The 17710-nt window shown below is 63.1% G+C and carries 17 protein-coding genes and 1 tRNA gene; 7 read left to right on the forward strand and 11 right to left on the reverse strand.

Features of this window, described 5'->3' with window-relative positions:
* The first annotated feature begins 23 nt into the window (after positions 1-23).
* Together FEZ63_RS02485 and serA are read left to right on the forward strand one after the other, a co-directional pair.
* Complete coding sequence (locus FEZ63_RS02485; protein WP_150942052.1) at positions 24-1196, forward strand: phosphoserine transaminase; 1173 nt, start codon at positions 24-26, stop codon at positions 1194-1196.
* Positions 1197-1386: 190 nt separating this feature from the next.
* Positions 1387-2979 carry a phosphoglycerate dehydrogenase gene (gene serA / locus FEZ63_RS02490; RefSeq protein WP_150942053.1) on the forward strand — a complete coding sequence of 531 codons (1593 nt, stop codon included), beginning with the start codon at positions 1387-1389 and terminating at the stop codon, positions 2977-2979.
* A 19-nt stretch (positions 2980-2998) separates the two neighbouring features.
* Here serA and FEZ63_RS02495 read toward each other — a convergent pair whose 3' ends face one another.
* A complete protein-coding gene (locus FEZ63_RS02495; RefSeq protein ID WP_150942054.1) occupies positions 2999-3904 on the reverse strand; it encodes a DMT family transporter in 906 nt (301 codons plus the stop codon).
* Between the two features lie 79 nt (positions 3905-3983).
* Here FEZ63_RS02495 and FEZ63_RS02500 point away from each other — a divergent pair, with 79 nt between their 5' ends.
* The 4 genes from FEZ63_RS02500 (at position 3984) to FEZ63_RS02515 (ending at position 8344) form a co-directional block, all read left to right on the forward strand.
* On the forward strand, positions 3984-4847 hold the full coding sequence (locus FEZ63_RS02500) for a type 1 glutamine amidotransferase (protein ID WP_150942055.1): 864 nt from the start codon (positions 3984-3986) through the stop codon (positions 4845-4847).
* 140 nt (positions 4848-4987) lie between these two features.
* Positions 4988-6280, forward strand: coding sequence for an adenylosuccinate synthase (locus FEZ63_RS02505; protein ID WP_150942056.1), 1293 nt, complete (start codon positions 4988-4990; stop codon positions 6278-6280).
* 32 nt (positions 6281-6312) lie between these two features.
* Positions 6313-7452 (forward strand): histidine kinase, encoded by a 1140-nt coding sequence (locus FEZ63_RS02510; protein WP_150942057.1) that lies wholly within the window; start codon positions 6313-6315, stop codon positions 7450-7452.
* A 100-nt stretch (positions 7453-7552) separates the two neighbouring features.
* Complete coding sequence (locus FEZ63_RS02515; protein ID WP_420846250.1) at positions 7553-8344, forward strand: YoaK family protein; 792 nt, start codon at positions 7553-7555, stop codon at positions 8342-8344.
* Between the two features lie 59 nt (positions 8345-8403).
* Here the strand turns inward: FEZ63_RS02515 and rpoH are convergent, their stop codons facing one another.
* Entirely contained in the window at positions 8404-9294 is an 891-nt protein-coding gene (gene rpoH, locus FEZ63_RS02520) for an RNA polymerase sigma factor RpoH (RefSeq protein WP_150942058.1), read from the reverse strand.
* A gap of 195 nt (positions 9295-9489) precedes the next feature.
* Positions 9490-10482, reverse strand: a complete 993-nt coding sequence (locus FEZ63_RS02525; RefSeq protein ID WP_150942059.1) for an RluA family pseudouridine synthase — start codon at positions 10480-10482, stop codon at positions 9490-9492.
* Between the two features lie 114 nt (positions 10483-10596).
* On the opposite strand from FEZ63_RS02525, the gene FEZ63_RS02530 reads away from it, so the two are divergent.
* Positions 10597-10672: transfer RNA gene (locus tag FEZ63_RS02530), tRNA-Glu, on the forward strand.
* A gap of 71 nt (positions 10673-10743) precedes the next feature.
* Here the strand turns inward: FEZ63_RS02530 and FEZ63_RS02535 are convergent.
* The 8 genes from FEZ63_RS02535 to FEZ63_RS02580 form a co-directional block, all read right to left on the reverse strand.
* Positions 10744-11823, reverse strand: a complete 1080-nt coding sequence (locus tag FEZ63_RS02535; RefSeq protein WP_244622603.1) for a tyrosine-type recombinase/integrase — start codon at positions 11821-11823, stop codon at positions 10744-10746.
* Between the two features lie 453 nt (positions 11824-12276).
* Positions 12277-12849: a DUF6362 family protein gene (locus FEZ63_RS02545; protein ID WP_150942062.1), complete on the reverse strand. Its 573-nt coding sequence runs from the start codon at positions 12847-12849 to the stop codon at positions 12277-12279.
* A 9-nt stretch (positions 12850-12858) separates the two neighbouring features.
* The gene (locus FEZ63_RS02550; protein WP_150942063.1) at positions 12859-15174 is read right to left on the reverse strand and encodes an AAA family ATPase; all 2316 of its coding nucleotides are present in this window, start codon (positions 15172-15174) and stop codon (positions 12859-12861) included.
* Positions 15175-15406: 232 nt separating this feature from the next.
* Positions 15407-15697, reverse strand: a complete 291-nt coding sequence (locus tag FEZ63_RS02560; RefSeq protein WP_150942065.1) for a hypothetical protein — start codon at positions 15695-15697, stop codon at positions 15407-15409.
* Positions 15694-16068: a hypothetical protein gene (locus FEZ63_RS02565; RefSeq protein ID WP_150942066.1), complete on the reverse strand. Its 375-nt coding sequence runs from the start codon at positions 16066-16068 to the stop codon at positions 15694-15696. The genes FEZ63_RS02560 and FEZ63_RS02565 overlap by 4 nt, the downstream gene beginning before the upstream one ends.
* Positions 16069-16270: 202 nt before the next feature.
* Positions 16271-16888 (reverse strand): TRM11 family methyltransferase, encoded by a 618-nt coding sequence (locus FEZ63_RS02570; RefSeq protein WP_150942067.1) that lies wholly within the window; start codon positions 16886-16888, stop codon positions 16271-16273.
* Positions 16881-17168, reverse strand: a complete 288-nt coding sequence (locus tag FEZ63_RS02575) for a hypothetical protein (RefSeq protein WP_150942068.1) — start codon at positions 17166-17168, stop codon at positions 16881-16883. Before FEZ63_RS02575 ends, FEZ63_RS02570 begins: the two co-directional genes overlap by 8 nt.
* A complete protein-coding gene (locus FEZ63_RS02580; protein WP_150942069.1) occupies positions 17168-17710 on the reverse strand; it encodes a hypothetical protein in 543 nt (180 codons plus the stop codon). The genes FEZ63_RS02575 and FEZ63_RS02580 overlap by 1 nt, the downstream gene beginning before the upstream one ends.

Raw genomic sequence — 17710 nt, forward strand, 5'->3', positions numbered from 1 at the left:
ACCATCTGGAAGGATGGATAGCCATGACCGATCTGCCCGCAGCGCGTCCGCGCTCGCCTTTCTTTTCCTCCGGCCCGTGCGCGAAGCGCCCCGGATGGTCTCTCGAAAACCTCAAAACCGACACGTTGGGCCGCTCGCATCGGGCGAAGCTCGGCAAGGCGCGCCTGAAGCGTGCCATCGACCTCACCCGCGAGGTGCTTGAGGTTCCGGCCGATTACCGCATCGGGATTGTGCCTGCATCCGACACCGGCGCGGTCGAGATGGCCTTGTGGTCGATGCTCGGCGCCCGCCCAGTGGAAATGCTCGCCTGGGAAAGCTTCGGCGAAGGCTGGGTCACCGATGTGGCAAAGCAGCTCAAGCTCGATGATGTCCGCATCACGACGGCCGATTACGGGCTGCTACCCGACCTGTCCAAGGTGGATACCAAGGCGCGCGACGTGGTGTTCACGTGGAACGGTACGACGTCGGGTGTTCGTGTCGAGAACGCCGAGTGGATTGCTGCCGACCGCGAAGGTCTCACCATCTGCGATGCCACCTCGGCGGCATTCGCCCAGAAACTCGACTTCGCGAAGCTCGATGTAGTGACCTTCTCGTGGCAGAAGGTGCTCGGCGGCGAAGCCGCGCACGGCATGCTGATCCTCTCCCCCCGCGCGGTCGAACGGCTCGAGACCTACAAGCCCGCGTGGCCGCTGCCGAAGATCTTCCGCATGACCAAAGGCGGCAAGCTCATCGAAGGCATCTTCGAAGGCGAGACCATCAACACCCCGTCCATGCTCTGCGTCGAAGATTACATCGACGCGCTGGAATGGGCGCAGGGCATCGGTGGTCTGAAAGGTCTTCTGGCGAAAGCCGATGCGAATGCCCGCGTGATTCACGATTGGGTCGCGCGCACACCCTGGATCGCCAATCTGGCAAAGGTTCCGGCGACCGCGTCGAACACCAGCGTCTGCCTCGTCATCGCCGATCCCGACGTGGTGGCGAAGGGACCGGATGCCGTGTCGCAAGTCGCCAAGGGTATTACGGCGGCGCTGGAGAAGGAGGGCGTGGCTCTCGATATCGGCGCCTACCGCGATGCTCCTCCGGGCCTGCGCATCTGGTGCGGCGCGACGGTGGAAGCCTCCGATCTTGAGGCTCTGACGCCGTGGCTCGACTGGGCGTTTGCGCAGGAAAAAGCGAAGCTCGCGAAAGCAGCATAGGCGTCCGTTTCCCTCCCCCTTGCGGGGAGGGCCAGGGTGGGGGTCGCAAACCCGTAGCGCGACCGAACACCGTTCTGGCGGCGGGCCTGAGGCAGCCTGTCCCCGCAGATTTAATTCAGACCATTCACCGGTGGGACGACCCCCACCCCCAGCCCCTCCCCGCAAGGGGGAGGGGAGCACGAGGTGCCCCATGACCAAACCCCGCGTTCTCATTTCCGACGCCCTCTCGCCCGCCGCCGTGCAGATTTTCAAGGATCGCGGCATCGACGTGGATTTCCAGCCCGACCTCGGCAAGGACAAGGATAAGCTTGCCGCCGTCATCGGCGATTATGACGGCCTGGCGATCCGCTCCGCCACCAAGGTGACGGCCAAGATCCTGGAACAGGCGAAGAACCTGAAGGTGATCGGCCGCGCCGGCATCGGGGTCGACAATGTCGAAATCCCGGCCGCCACCGCCAAGGGCGTGATCGTCATGAACACGCCGTTCGGCAATTCCATCACCACCGCTGAACACGCCATCGCGATGATGTTCGCGCTCGCCCGCCAGATCCCGCAGGCCGACACGTCGACCCAGGCCGGCAAGTGGGAGAAGAACCGCTTCATGGGCGTCGAACTCACCGCCAAGACACTTGGGGTGATCGGTTGCGGCAACATCGGGTCGATCGTGGCTGAACGCGGCATCGGCCTGCGTATGAAGGTCATCGCCTACGATCCGTTCCTCTCACCCGAGCGCGCTATCGAGATCGGAGTCGAGAAGGTGGAGTTGGAGGAACTGCTCCGCCGTGCCGACATCATCACGCTGCACGTGCCGATGACCGAGAAGACAAAAAATATTCTGTCGGCCGAGAACATCGCCAAGACCAAGAAGGGCGTGCGCATCATCAATTGCGCGCGCGGCGGATTGGTCGACGAGACGGCGTTGCGGGCAGCGCTCGATTCCGGCCACGTCGCGGGCGCGGCCTTCGATGTGTTCATCGAGGAGCCGGCGACCAGCAACCCGCTGTTTGGACACCCCAACGTGGTCTGCACCCCTCATCTGGGCGCCGCCACCACGGAGGCGCAGGAGAACGTGGCGTTGCAGGTTGCCGAGCAGATGTCGGATTACCTGCTGCAGGGCGCGATCCAGAACGCCGTCAACTTCCCGTCCATCTCGGCCGAGGAAGCACCGCGTCTCAAGCCTTTCGTGGCATTGGCCGAGAAGCTCGGCTCGTTCCTGGGCCAGCTCACCGAAGCGCCGATCAAGGGCATCCGCATCGAATATGAAGGCGCGGTCGCGGACATGAACACCCGCGCGCTGACGTCGGCTGCGGTGACCGGCGTGCTGCGTCCGTTCCTGCAGGACATCAACATGGTGTCCGCGCCGGTCGTGGCGCGCGAGCGCGGCATTACGATCGAAGAGGTGAAGCGCGAGAACGCCGTGCGCGATTACGAAAGCTTCGTCCGCATCGTCGTCCAGGCCGAAGACATGGCGCGCCATGCGGGCGGCACGGTGTTCCAGGATGGCAAGCCGCGGGTGATCGAGATCCGCGACATCGCGGTGGACGCGGAATTTGCGCCGCACATGATATACGTGCGTAACGACGACAAGCCGGGTTTCATCGGACGCTTCGGCACGTTGCTTGGGGAGTCCGGCGTCAATGTCGCCACCTTCGCGCTCGGCCGTGACCGCGCCGGCGGCGATGCGATCTGCTTCGTGTCGGTCGATCAGCCCGTGACGGATGATCTGCTGCGCAAGATCGAGGCGATTCCGCAGGTCAAGCGCGCGCGCTCGGTGCGGTTCTAACGACCTTCCTCCGGCGGGATCAGGCGCGTCTTTCAGCGAGCCAGATTCCGCCGAGAACGAGGGCCAGCCCAACCGCGTGATAAAGCGCAAAGGGCTCGCCCAGAATCAGAACGGCCAGCAACGCGCCGAAGACCGGCACCAGATTGACGAAAAGGCCGGCGCGGGCCGGGCCGATCAGCTCCACGCCGCGGATGAAGAAGACCTGCGCCACCAGCGACGGCAGCAGGCCGATATAGAGCATGATGACCCATCCCGCCGGCGTCGGCCATTGCACGCTCCCGCTCGCCATCTCGATGGCGAGCAGCGGAAGCGATGTCATGAACGCAACCATCGCGAGGGACGTGAAGAAGACGAGACCCGATACCGGTGGTTTGCGTCTCAGGCCCAGCGTGTAGGCGGCGTAGAACACGCAGGCGATCAGCGTGAAGACGTCGCCGATGTTGAGCGCCAGCGTTCGCAGAATCTCCAGATCGCCCTTCACCGAAACCAGGACCACGCCGGCGATGGTCATGAGCATCCCGAAAACCTGCACCCGCGCCACGCGCACATGCAGGAACAGGACCGAAGCCAGCAGCACCAATACGGGGATCGCCCCCTGAAAAAGCGTCAGGTTGACGGCGGTGGTGTAGTGCGCGGCCGTGTAGAACAACGCGTTGAAAGCCGTAAAGCCGAAGATGCCGGACAGGACGATGATGCGCCACCCGGTCTTCAGGATCGACCATTCGGCGACCATCTGGCGCCCGACGATGGGCAGCAGCACGATGAGGACCATCACCCATCGCAGGCACGTAAGCGCCATCGGCGAGATCTCACCAACGGCAAGCCGACCTGCGACGGCGTTGCCGCCCCACATGAGCATCGCCAGGGCGAGCAGCAGGAAGGCTTGCCCGAAGAGGCCGTTCCAGAGCGAATTCACGAATCTCATGGAGTTTTTCAGACCTCAGGGCGCTTGCCGCGGCGCGCGGTTCGGTCTAACCGGCGTCGAGCGAAGGCAGGAACAGCTTATGGCCTTAAGATTTCTGGTGGTCGAGGGCAATACGCGTGACGCAAGGCAGAACCACAAGGCGGCCTATGGATTGATACCATCCGAATCCTATGCGGCCGTGCTGCAGGGGATCGAGCCGGACATCGTCTGCGATCTGGCGTTCCCGGCCGATGAGGGCGCGAACTTGCCCGATGCGGCGGGCTTGCAATCCTACGATGGCATTGTGCTGACCGGCTCGCATCTCAGCATCTACGACCGCACGCCGGACATCCTTCGTCAGATCGATCTCATGCGGGCGATTTATGCGTCCGGGACGCCGTCTTTCGGCTCCTGCTGGGGCCTTCAGGTCGCGGCTGTCGCGGCCGATGGGGACGTGCAGAAGAACCCGCTCGGTCGCGAGGTCGGCTTTGCCCGGCGCCTTCTGCCGACGGAGGCCGGCAGGGCACATCCGATGCTCGCGGGTCGCCCGGATGTCTATGATGCGCCAGCGATCCATCTCGATATGGTGACCGTGCTCCCAGCCGATTGCACCATCCTGTCGTCCAACAGCGTCTCGCCTGTGCAAGCCGCGGAGATCCGGCTCGACGGCGGTGTCTTCTGGGGCGTGCAATATCATCCGGAATTCAGCCTCGGCGAACTCGCCGTCATTCTCGATCGGCGCAAGACCCTGCTCGTGGACGAGGGCTTCTGCCGGAGTGAAGCGGATGCCGCGGCCTATGTGGCCGATCTCGCGGCTTTGCAGCAGAATCGCCACCGGGCCGATCTCGCCTGGCGCCATGGAATCGACATGGAGGTGCTAGATTCTGCTCGCCGGACACGGGAAATCGCGAACTTCGTGGCGCACCGGGTGAAGCCGGAAAAGAGTTCACGCGGAAGGGCTTGAGACCTCTGGCCGCAGCCGTGGCGGCAACAGGAGGTCATTCCGGCTTGACCTCCCGCGCATCATCCACCATGAGACTTTGCAAGGTTTTTCCACCCCAACCCTGGCCTTGCGCCGGGGTTTTTTTATGCGAGGCTTGAGCGATGGCGAATGTGGTTGTCGTGGGCGCCCAGTGGGGCGACGAGGGCAAGGGCAAGATCGTCGATTGGCTGTCCGAACAGGCGGATGTCGTCGTTCGGTTCCAGGGTGGGCACAATGCCGGCCATACGCTCGTCATCGGCGACAAGGTCTATAAACTCTCGCTCCTGCCCTCCGGCGTCGTTCGTCCCAACAAGCTCTCGGTCATCGGCAACGGTGTCGTGCTCGATCCGCACGCTCTGGCGTCGGAGGTGGAGCGCCTCGGCGAGCAGGGTGTCTCCATCACCCGGGACAACCTGCGGGTTGCCGAAAACGCGACCTTGATCCTCTCCATCCACCGTGAACTCGACGCCTTGCGCGAAAGCGGCAGCGCGGGCACAAAAATCGGCACCACCAAGCGCGGCATCGGGCCGGCTTACGAGGACAAGGCGGGCCGGCGCGCCATTCGGTTGATGGATCTCGCCGACCTGCAGACCCTGCCGGAAAAGATCGACCGATTGCTGACGCACCACAATGCGCTGCGTCGCGGTTTCGGCCTTCCCGAATTCGAGCCAGCAGCCATCTACGAGGAACTCTCCTCCGTCGCGCCGAAGGTTCTGCCCTATATGGACGCCGTTTGGCGGCTGCTCGATGGCGAGCGCCGGGCCGGCAAGCGCATCCTGTTCGAAGGCGCGCAGGGTGCGTTGCTCGACGTCGATCATGGCACCTATCCGTTCGTGACCTCCTCCAACACCGTCGCGGGGCAGGCCGCCACCGGATCGGGCCTCGGCCCGGGTGCAGTGGGCTATGTGCTGGGGATTGCCAAGGCCTACACGACCCGGGTGGGCGAGGGGCCTTTTCCCACCGAATTGTTCGACGAGACCGGCGAGTTGATCGGCCAGAAGGGCAAGGAATTTGGCGTCGTCACCGGGCGCAAGCGCCGCTGCGGCTGGTTCGACGCGACGTTGGTGCGCCAGACCGTCAGCACCTCCGGCATCGACGGGATCGCGCTCACCAAGCTCGATATTCTCGACGGCTTCGAGACGCTCAAGATCGGCGTCGGTTATAAACTCGATGGCGAGACGATCGATTATTTTCCCGCGAGCCAAGGTGCGCAGGCACGGGTGGAGCCGATCTACGAGGAGATGGAAGGCTGGAGCGGCTCGACCGCCGGCGCACGGTCATGGGCCGATCTTCCGGCACAGGCCATCAAGTATGTGCGCCGCGTCGAGGAGTTGATCGGCGCGCCTGTGGCGGTTCTGTCCACCTCGCCGGAGCGGGACGACACAATCCTCATGAAGAACCCGTTTGAGGGTTGACGGCGGCATCGTCGCGGGCCATCCCAAACCAAATGGCTGATTACTATCCCCTAATCGCCCGAGCCGTCGAAGGCTTGGCCGACACTTCACCCGAAACGCGTCGCGCGGTCTATGAGCGCGCGCGGACGGCACTCGTGGCTCAGTTGGGTTCGATCGACCCGCCTCTCTCCGAGCGAGACATCGAGAATGAGCGTGTGTCGCTCGACGATGCGATCGCGCGCGTCGAGGCCGATTTTACGCCTGCTTCCGATATGGCTGACCTGCTCGCCGCTTCGCTTGCGGCGGCGCGGACCGATCCGGCACCCCATGAGCCTGCGCGTGATCCTGCGGTCGCCGCCGACTTGGCACCGGAAATGGAGCCGACGGAGCGGCCGCGGGTCGAGAGCCGCCCTCATCCCGGCATTAAGACGGGCGCGCGAGGCCGCACGATCCTGCTCGGAACCGTTCTGGCGCTCGTGATTGCGGCCATCGGCGGACTGGCATTCTGGCAGCGCGACAAGCCGGAAGATCTTGCGCCGGCAGCAGGCGTCGCCCAGGCGCCTCAGGCAGCACCCGATGCCGCGAAATCCAACGAGCGAGTCGGCGGCCCGGCCGCTCCCGTCGCGGCGCCGGCTGCCCGGCAGGAAGTTGGCGTTGCCCAACGCGCCGTCTTCTACGAGGAAGACCCCGCATCGCCATCGACCCCGAAGGCCCAGACGGGACGCGTGATCTGGCGTCTTGAGGATGTCAATGCCGGCCAGGGACAGCCGCTCGACCGGGCCGTGAGCGCCAACGTGGACATTCCGGATGCCGGGCTGACCATGAAGATGGTTCTGCGCCGCAACCTTGATTCGACGCTGCCTGCCTCCCATACGGTCGAGTTGTCGTTCACCACCCGCGCCGGCGACAGCGGACGCGTCATCCGCGACGTGGGATTGCTGCAGTTCAAGGACGAGGAAGCCGCGCGCGGCACTCCGATCGCCGGATTGCCAGTGCCGGTGCGTGAGAACCTGTTTCTGATCGGCTTGTCCAACCTCTCCAGCGACGTCGAGCGCAACACCGAACTCCTGGTGCGCCGCAACTGGATCGACCTGCCGGTGCGCATGGCATCCGGACAGCGCGCCATTCTCAGTTTCGAGAAAGGTGCGTCGGGTGAGCAGGTCCTGACGCGCGCCTTCGGTCACTGGCGCTGACGTAAGGCCGCGCAAGGAGCGCGGCTTCTCGGGCTGGTATGGCGGGGAACCGCCGACGTGGATCGACCCGGTGGGGCCGTGCGGCTATAACCGTCGAACCATGGATCTTCGGTCACCTTCTCCTGCGGAACGTTCTGGCGGCGGCTATTTCGCCTCGATGCGGCGGATCGTGGATGCCGATCGGACCGGGGAATCCGACGCGCAACTCGGCATGGTTCTGACGTTCATCGCGGGAGCCATCAATGCCGGAGGGTTTTTGGCGGTCGGACAATATACATCCCATATGTCGGGGATCTTTTCGGCGATGGCGGACAATGCGGCGCTCGGTGCCTTCGGACTTGTCGGCCTCGGATTGGGAGCGTTTCTTCCCTTCATCGCGGGCGCTGCCTGTTCGGCGGTTCTGATCAATTGGGGACGGCGGCACCATTCTGGAATTCAATACGCACTGCCGATCATGCTTGAGGCGTTGCTGCTCTGCCTGTTCGGCGTGATCGGCGCCCTTTTCTATCCCTCGCCTGGCCTGGTCCTGTCGGCGGTTCCGCTGCTCTGCTTCATCATGGGCCTGCAGAATGCCACGGTTACAAAGCTTTCCGGCGCCAGAATACGGACGACGCACGTCACCGGCCTGGTGACGGACCTCGGGATTGAATTTGGAAAGCTGCTTTTCTGGAACCGCAGCCGAGATGAGCGATATGGCAGCCCCGTCATCGCCGACCGCCCGAAGATGAGACTCCTGTCGCTCTTGCTTGGGTCGTTCTTCGTCGGCGGCATCATCGGTGCGCTCGGCTTCAGCCACCTCGGGTTCCTCTTTGCGCTGCCCCTTGCCGCACTCCTGTTCGTGATCGCCGTTCCAACCTTGGCCAACGCCCCTGGAGCGCAAGAACGGCAATAGAGAACGGGCGTGACGTGTTTAACGTCCGCCGCGTATCGAATGATCGCTTGAGGATCGGGCTAGTGAGCCGGCTGCTCTTCCGGCTCTTCGATCTCGGCCAGGTTCTTCTTCACGGCCTCCTGGATTTTCTCGAATGCGCGGACCTCGATCTGCCGCACGCGCTCCCGCGACACGCCGAATTCTGTCGAGAGGTCTTCCAGCGTAATCGGATTATCCGACAGGCGACGCGCCTCGAAAATGCGGCGCTCACGCGGATTGAGCACCGACAGGGCGTTGCGCAGGGCGGAGAGGCGGTTCTGGCCTTCCTCTTCCTTGACCAGCAATTGCTCCTGGCTTTCGCTCGTGTCGACCAGCCAATCCTGCCACTCGCCTTCGCCTTCCTCGCGCAACGGCGAATTCAGCGAGGAATCGCCGCCGAGGCGACGGTTCATGTCGACCACATCCTGCTCGTTGACGCCGAGCTGCTTGGCGATGGTCTTCACGTGATCGGGGTGAAGGTCGCCTTCCTCCAGCGCGGAGATGCGGCCCTTCGCCTTGCGCAGGTTGAAGAACAGCTTCTTCTGGTTCGCGGTCGTGCCCATTTTGACGAGCGACCACGAACGCAGGATGTATTCCTGGATGGCGGCCTTGATCCACCACATCGCGTAGGTGGCAAGACGGAAACCTTTGTCGGGCTCGAAGCGCTTGACCGCCTGCATGAGCCCCACATTACCTTCCGACACGACTTCGCCGATCGGCAGGCCGTAGCCGCGATAACCCATGGCGATCTTCGCCACGAGCCTCAGGTGCGATGTCACGAGTTTATGCGCCGCATCGCGGTCGCCCTGCTCGCGCCAGCGCTTGGCGAGCATGAATTCTTCGCTCGGTTCGAGCATCGGGAACTTACGAATCTCGTCGAGATATCGTGACAGCCCCCCTTCGGTAGCAAGCACCGGAAGTGCTGCAGCCATGGTCAACTCCTCCTCTGGCTTCCTCTCTGCATGAGGCAAGCCCCAGGCGACCCCCGTGTGAGGCAGGTCGCTAAGCCACCTATACTCCGCCAGACCGTGTCCGAATAGAGGCGCCCCGCCCAAGAAAGGAAGAACGCACGACCCGGAAAGAGGTGCCCGGGCAAGCCGGTTTGCGACGCAATGACGCTGAAGAGGTCAGGCGCGCAGGCTGTCGAGGAGCCTCGCCATGTCGGCCGGCAGAGGGCTCTCGAAACGCAGGAAATCGCCTGTTCGCGGGTGTTCGAAGCCAAGGATGGTCGCATGCAGCGCCTGTCGGCGCAGGGCCGCCAAAGCCGATTGCTGGTCCTCTCCGAGCCGATTGGCTTTGGTTTTGAAGCCGGACCCGTAAAGCTGGTCGCCCAAAAGCGGATGGCCGATATGCGCCATGTGCACGCGGATCTGGTGGGTGCGCCCCGTTTCCAGCTCGCAACGCACAAGCGCCGCGACGGGATTGCCCGGTGGCAGCGGCTCCGCGACCGCGTAATGTGTCAGCGCAAACCGCCCGCTTTCGCCGGTCACGACGACGATCTTCTCGCGGTTATGGGCGCCGCGGGCCAAAGCCGCCTCGACGGTGCCTTTCGCGCGTTCCGGTACGCCCCACACGATCGCCAGATAGGCCCGTTCGAGCGGTCCGGTGCGACCATGGTCGGCGAACTGATCGGCAAGACCTTTATGCGCGCGGTCGTTCTTGGCCACCACGAGCAGGCCCGACGTGTCCTTGTCGAGCCGATGCACGATCCCCGGCCGCTTCACGCCGCCGATGCCCGACAGGCTTTCGCCGCAATGGGCGATGAGTGCATTGACGAGAGTTCCCGAGGCATGCCCCGCAGCGGGATGAACCACCAGTCCCGCGGGCTTGTCGATGACGATGAGGTCGTCGTCCTCATAAACGACCTCGAGACCGATCGATTCCGCTTGCGGCTCCGCAGCCACAGGCGCCGGAACGACGAGGCCGAGATGCGCGCCTGGCCCGACCTTGAGATTCGGGTCGTGAACCTCGGCCCCGTTGACCGCCATGCGGCCATCGCGAATGAGCGCCTGCAGCCGGGAGCGGGAAAGGTCGGGCCAAATCCGCGCAGCCACCCGGTCGAGGCGTTCGGCTGGGTGCTCGGCTTCCACCGTCCATTCTCTGTGCGTTTCGCCGCTCACCGTGGCCTCATTCCTGTGCTGCGCCAGCGCGGCGCATTCCCAAGCGGCTTTTTTCAGCGCAAGGGCTTGTGGGGGTTCACAAGGCTGGTTATACGAGCGGCCTCCACCTTGCTAGCTCCCTTCGTCTAGCGGTCCAGGACGTCGCCCTCTCACGGCGAAAACAGGGGTTCGATTCCCCTAGGGAGCGCCAAGTGGCCTATTTTTCTCAATATTTTCAATGGGTGGGACACTTATTCCACACCACCCCCGAGAAAAGTGGGACTATTTTGTTCTCGGTTTCGCCTTCCCGAGACGTGCCATAGCCCGATTCGAGAGGGCGATTTTCTCCGCCGCTTTCGTATACCGCTCGACCTCTTCGAGGCTTTGGTGGCCGGTGATGGACATGATCTCGTAAGGTCCGGCGCCCCGCTCCGCGAGCCTCGCTGCAGTCGCCTTCCGGAGCCCGTGAGCCGAACAATTCGGCAGTCCGGCCTCATCACATCGATCCCGAAACCAGTTGCCGAACCCGTTCGCGGTGAATGGCTTCCCATATTCGGTGACCATGAACGTGAGGTGGCCAGAGGGCGTCTTGTCGATCACCTCCGCGAGGTCGGGGTGAACAGGGATGTCGATCTGGATCGGCTCACGGTCCTCGTTCTTCGCCTGGATGAACCGGATTCTGCCGCCTCGGATATGCTGCTTGCCTAACCGAACGACGTCCTCCCGCCGGCAGGCGGTATAGAGCATGATGGCACACGCGAGGCGAGCCTTGCTGCCGATCGGATGCCTTTCCTCAAACTTGGTGACCTCGTCCAGCGTCCATGAGTGATGCCCGCTGGACGAGTACCGGATCAGCTTGATCTCGCGAGCCGGGTTGAAGCGGGACTCGCCGGCGCCGACTGCCCAAACGAACAAGGCTTTGAGGGCTTTCAGCCGAGCGTTGGCGGCTCCCGGCGTGTCGACGAGTTCGTCTCGAAGAATCCGGATGTGCTTGGGCTCAATGACCGAGACCTTGTCGTCGCCCCGCTTCTCAGCGATTTTGTCGAGCGCCCGCTGGCGCCAGTTCCGCGTGCTCTGGTCGAGCCCTTTGAACTCTCCGCTCGCGTAGTAGGCGATGCACAGGGCGCGGAACGAGCCCTTCACGACCGCGGGCGCTGCCGGCGCGGCCTTGTCAGGCTTGGTCCGAGCGATGCCGGCCATGGCGTCTTCATAGGCGGCATTGAACTCCGGCGTGCCGGGTATCTCCCGGATCCTGATCTTCTTCTGCCCAGGCGCCCTCACATAGAGGCGCGGGTTCCCGTGCCGATCCCTGTCCTCGATCAGGTAGCGAAGGTTTTTGATCCCAACCATAAGCTCGCTCATGACGTGCCCAGATCCCACGGATTAGGCTCGTCGCTTGGATGTCCATACGCTCCCGCCTCATCGGGAAGGTCCATGAACGCGCTGTCAAGGGCCAGCCGATCCCAGATCACTCGAGAGCCATACCTCTTAGCCTTGGGCATTACTCCCTCCGAGATCATTCGGTCGAATGTCGTTGGCGACACGCCGACATAGGCGGCCGCCTCCACGCGAGAGAGCCCGCGGGGCGGGCAACTGATGGGCAGGACGTCGCGTCGCTCTCGGCTCACAGAAGGACTTCCCCTTCCTCTGGCAGCTTGACCCTCCCGGCGATACGGCGGGGAAGGTTTCTAATTTTGACCTCTTTGGTCATCCATCGGCGCCCGCACTTCATGCACTCCCGCACCCTGACGGGGTCGCCGCCCAGCATCCGGGTTGAGGCGACCTTGCTTCCTGAGCCACATCCTGAGCAGCGGATCATTGGATGTTCACCTTTGCCGCCTCGAGCCCGGTGATGATCTGATAGACGGCCCGCGCACGCGCCCTGTCCGCGGTGGCCAGCGCCCAACCCCTCTGTTCGACGATCCGACGCCATGGGCGGCGATAGGCCTTGCAGGCCAGCCAGGTATTCAGGACTTCGAGGATCCGCCGGTCTGTGACGTACCGGGCCGGCCACATCATCGCCTCTTCGGCTCGGGTCACCTGGGCGGATGTTGCCTGGAACCGGATCCGGTTGCCGTCGACGAGCAGGGTGTTCTCGCCGGCGGCGCCGACGAGTTCACCGAAGTTGCGGACGACCTCGGGCCAGAAGCCTTTGACGCTGGCGGGGCCGACCCTGCCCGTCGTCCACTGGACGACCTTGATCGCCTCGGCGAGACGGTTTTCGACCTTGCGCTTCGTCCAGCCTTCGCCCTCGTCCACGTCATCGTCGGGATCCCGGATCGTCGAGACCGAGCGGCGGTTCCAACCGTCACCATCCCGGTCGTCGCCGAGGTTGTCGTAAGCCGACTCGGCAATGGCGGCTTTCTCTGTCTTTGAACGTCGTGCCATGCGAGCCTCCTAGAACTTCGTGAGATCGTCGGTTTCGGGGACGGTGCGAGAAGCCTCGAACGGCTTGTCTTCATCGACAGGCGCCGCGTTGCCGCCACCGATCGGTGGCTGGCCTTGCTCCGTCACACCGCGAAGGTGGAAGTTCTGGACCGGCTTGCCGGTCATCCAGAGATAGACCTTGTTCGAACCGATGATCTTCCAGCGGATCAGCGCCTTGGTCGCCCTCGACCACCTGGCCTTCAGTCGGTTCTCGACCGCGACCTCGTCTCCGGTTTCGGTGGCCGCGAACTTCTCCATGAAGGCGTCGCGCACGTCCCTCACGTTCGCCACGAGGTTCACTCGTCCCGGTACTTCGACACCGGCCGGGGGCATGATGCCGCGCTTCTCGATCGTCTCGGCAAGCGCCTGCAGGAACTCCAACTCGGTCGGATTGACCTTGAAGCCCCTGGCCTTTTCTCTCTTGCCCGAGAGATCGCCGGTCTGCTTGACCACGACGCATGACGTGACCGGATCGCCATCGCCATCGCTGCCGACCGTCACTTGTTTCAACCGGAACTTCTCAGTCTTGCCGCCCGGTCCAGCCTTCATTTTCCGGATGACGAATGCGTTGGGAGTGTCCTCCGTGGCGCTTGCCACCTCGATTTCAAGATCGGCGGCGCCATGAAGGGACTCGTGTCCGCGCGGACCGCGCCCGCCTTCCTTCCCGCCGTGATGGACGCCGATCACCGCCACCTTCAAGCTTTCCTGAAGGAGCCCGCAGTTCTTGACGAACGTGGACATCACGGCGCTGTCATTCTCATTGCCGCCGGCGAGCGATCGCGCCACCGTGTCGAGGACAACGAGTTCGGTAGGGACGCCACATAGGGCGAGCATTGAGGCGGAGATCGCTTTCACATCGGACGCGAGTTTCTGCGTATCGGCATCGCTGCTTCGCATGTCCACCGTCGTCGGCAGAAACACGAACGGGATGACGGCATCAGGCGGAACGTTGTTGTTCTCCCGCCATGCGTGAAGCCGGATCTCGAAATCGTCGCTGCCTTCGGCCACGACATAGACCACTCCGAACACCCGGCCTTTGTATCCGAACCACTCGGGCCGATCGCGGTTGAGGGCCTTCCCCGCGGCCATGGTCAAGCACAGGTCCGAAAGGAGAAAGCTTTTCCCGCATCCAGGCGGCCCGTAGACAATCCCGAAAACGGACGCGAGCAGGAGGTTCTTGAGCAGCCAATTCCGAACAGGCTTCTTGCCGCTGATCTGGTGAAACCAAACGGCCTTGAAGTTGAGCTTCAGCGTCTCGGGGTCGAGGTTCGGGTTGGAGCCCTCCGCCTTCGGGCCGGTGTAGGCGTTCCACGCGACCGCACTCGAGTCGACGAGTTCGTACAGCGCGTCCGGCGTTCCTCCTGCCTCGATCCAATCGAACCCGTCGCCCTTTTCCGGCAGTCCCGGCAACTCGAGGATTCGGACGCTTCGAGCGACTGCCGACGTTTCAAACGCGACGCGCTTCGCGTGGTCCTGTCCGACGAATACCGGCGCGCCGTCCTCGTAAAACTTGAGAGCGCCATCTTTCCGTTTCGCCTGCCGGTCATTATCCGGCAGGACGACCAGGTCCACGTCGTCAAAGTAGTTGGTGAGTTCGTCCCACCACTTGCCGGCGCCCATGGGGTTGCACGTCGCGGGCACGCCTACGGACCGAAGCCGGTCGACGACCTTCTCGCCCTCCACGAAAAAGATTGTCACGCCATCGGCGACATCTGCGAGATACTCGGGAAGGCGGTAAGGGACGATCCGAACGCCGTCCAGATTCCAGACCCACCCACGCTTGATCGTCTCCGGATCGTCGTCGTCGCGCGGCTTCCGCCGTTGCGCGTAGCTCTTTTTCCGCTTGCCGTCCTCCTCCCACTCGAACTTCACGACTTGGTAGATCTCGACGTTGTTCTCGTCGACATAGGGGAAGGTGGCGGTGATCTTTTTCTCGGTGACGACCTTCGGCGCACGAGCCGCCGGCTTCGGCTTGCTCTCCTTTGGCATGTCGTTTTTCTTGACCGCCGGGGAGGTCGCATCCCGACGCTCCGGAACGGGGAACTTGTGTTCCTCGAGCCACTCGAAAATCTCCTTGCCCTGAAGGCCGGCTTCCTCCTGCAGGAACTTGATCGGGCCTCCGCCGACATCATTGCCATGAACAAAATAGCGGCCGATCTTCGGATTAACGGTCCGGCCTCCGCCATACCGGATCTCCGACGCGTTGCCCTCGCCCTTGCGCGGCGGGCCCCACACTACCGCGGCGATGTCGGCCATCTTGGATTCGAGTTCGTCGAGGCCGCTCATGATATTCCCACCGCCCGCTCAATCGCGGCCCGCTTCACACGTCGCCAGAGTCGGTCACCTCGAGAGCCGTACTCACCGAGACCGCGCCGGAAGCGGCGTGTGACGCGGCCGTAGGCCTGACGCATCGGCTTCGGCACACCGCGCCAGTGGTCGCCGCAAATCCATTCGAGGAATCCGAGGTCGTTCTTGCGAGTTCGCCGGCAGAACGGGACGCAGCATGAAATGCGGTCGCTCATTGGATGAGACCTTGCGCGTTGAGTTCCTCGCGGCAGGCGGCCATCCCGATAACCAGCCGGAACCCGCGATTATGGGCCTCGCGAACCATCATTCCGATCTCGCCGGAGCGGCTTCCCACGTTGAACGGATCTAGGAGGGCGAGATCTTTTGAGAGACCTGACAGCTTTCTAAAATTCTCCCACCGCTCAGGCCGGAGGATATCAAGCCGGCGATGGTCGACCCCAAGGTCGACGATCGTGCTGTCCCGCGGGTATGGCTCAGGCCAGATGACAACTGGCTTCCTCATGCGTCACCGCCGTCTTCAAAGACGTCGTGAATGTGTTTGGCGGTAGCTTCCATCGCCAGGCGGAGCATGAAAGGTCCGGCTTCCATGTCGAAGCGTTCGGCGAAAGCGGTGATCGCTTCGCGCTCCGGCGTGGTGCAGCGGACGACAATGCGATCGTCGTAGCCGCCGCGGCGTTTCAAGCTGATGCCGTGCTTGCTCAAGAGAGAGCGGATCTTCACCGCGGTTGTGCCGCCGAGGGCGATCGCGATCTCGCTTGCTGACATACCTTCCCCCGCCATGTAGATCGCGCGCTTGAGTTCGTGACCCAGGTATTTCCGCGTCGGGGTGTATTTCTGCCGCGGCCGCGGCTTGCCCTTCGGCTTCTTCGCCATCTTTTTTTCTGTCATGACGCGCTCACCCCAACGCATTTCGGTGTTCGTTCGGAATGGATTCGCTGGCCGTCTCGGAACCATTCAGTCCAAGGGAGGCCGTCGCCGTCGTGCCGTGTGATCCGCTTGAGATCGCACACGTCACACCAGCGTTCGGTTTCGTATTGAGTACGCGCGGGGAGCGACCACTTGTGGCGCGGCGTCTTCACTGCCTCGTCCTCAACCAGTGAAATGTCGTCGCCGTACGTGGAGCGGTCTGGTCGAAGACGAGCCAGATCCAATCTGCAGTTCCGCCGCCGGCCTTATTTCCAGCTTCAAGCCACTCGCCAGGAGGGCAGGAAGGGCGGGGCGTTATCATCCAGACTCTCGTTGGGGGGTGCTCTGCCCAGAGACTATTTGCGCGGCCTGACCCGGCGAGGAACTTGAGGTCTGTGAACACCGCAAGCTTGCCGCTGCAAAGTTCCAAGCCACGACGGATAAACGCCTCTGTCCCTTTTCCACGGAAGAACGGTGGGTTCATCATCACGGATCTGTAGCGCGCCGGCGCGAAAGCAGGATCAGCCTTGAGAAAATCGCTTTCGCCTAGAAACCATGACGTATCCACCGGCACCCGTCGCACGATGTCCGTGCCGACAGAATCCCCGTAGCCCTCCGCAAGAGCCGCCCTGACGATGTTTCCGCCACCGCAACAGGGGTCATAGATTCCGTCGCCAAAGAAACCTTCGGCGGCGAGCAACGCGCGTGTCGATGCCTCAGGCTCGACATACCAATCGAGTTCATCGCGCTCGAAAATGTGTGCGTTTTTCTCGACCTTGTCAGCCATCTTTCCCCTCAGGCTCCTTCTCAGCGATCACTGCAATGCGCGCTTGTTCCGCAGCGCGAGCTTCGAGCATTGGACGAATGGTCGTGTCCCAATGCGGCTCGATCGCGAGCAACAGGTTCTCCATGGATCCGAGTAGCCGGTGGCGCCTAACCTCGGACTCGAGGGGCTGGACACCCGTCTCCCTCAGCACCTTGAACGTGATCTCGAATTGGCGTTGCCACGACCAGATCTCGCCCAAAGCTCCGGTGAGAGGTTGTGGAGGGAGAGCCGGCTCTGGCATCAGAACTTCCCGCGATGAAAAGGTTTCACGTCGGGCACCAAGAGCCCGAGTTCATTCGCTCGCCAGTGAGCGACCGCCGCGGCGTCGCTCTCGTCGTTATTGTTGGGATCCCAGCCGATCTCCCGGCAGACGTTCCGGACGAGGCGCTTCGCCTCCGGTCCCTTCAAGTTGCCGTGACCGATGAAATGTTTCCGTACAGTCTGGACTCTCGCGCCTCGGACCGTGACGCTGCTCTTGAGACCGATAGGACCAAGCAGCGCGCCGAGAAGGAGATATTTGATCGCCGTCGTATTGGCGTTCGTGTTGCCGGTGTTCCCGGCCTCGATCGGAGCTTCGATAATGATCTGGTCGACGTGCGAGGCCTTCAGACGATCGACGATCCACCGGGTCGCGCGTTTGCACTTCCTCGTCCATGCATCGAAGCCTTGCTCGTCATCGCCGCCGAGTTTGATGGTGTAGAAGGTCGGCCTGTTGCCGACCTCCCAATCACAGACGCCCATGGCGCTCGCCACGTCGAGACCGAGGATAACGACAGGCGCCAC

Source organism: Microvirga brassicacearum, from assembly GCF_008757455.1.
GTDB classification, from domain to species: Bacteria; Pseudomonadota; Alphaproteobacteria; order Rhizobiales; family Beijerinckiaceae; genus Microvirga; species Microvirga brassicacearum.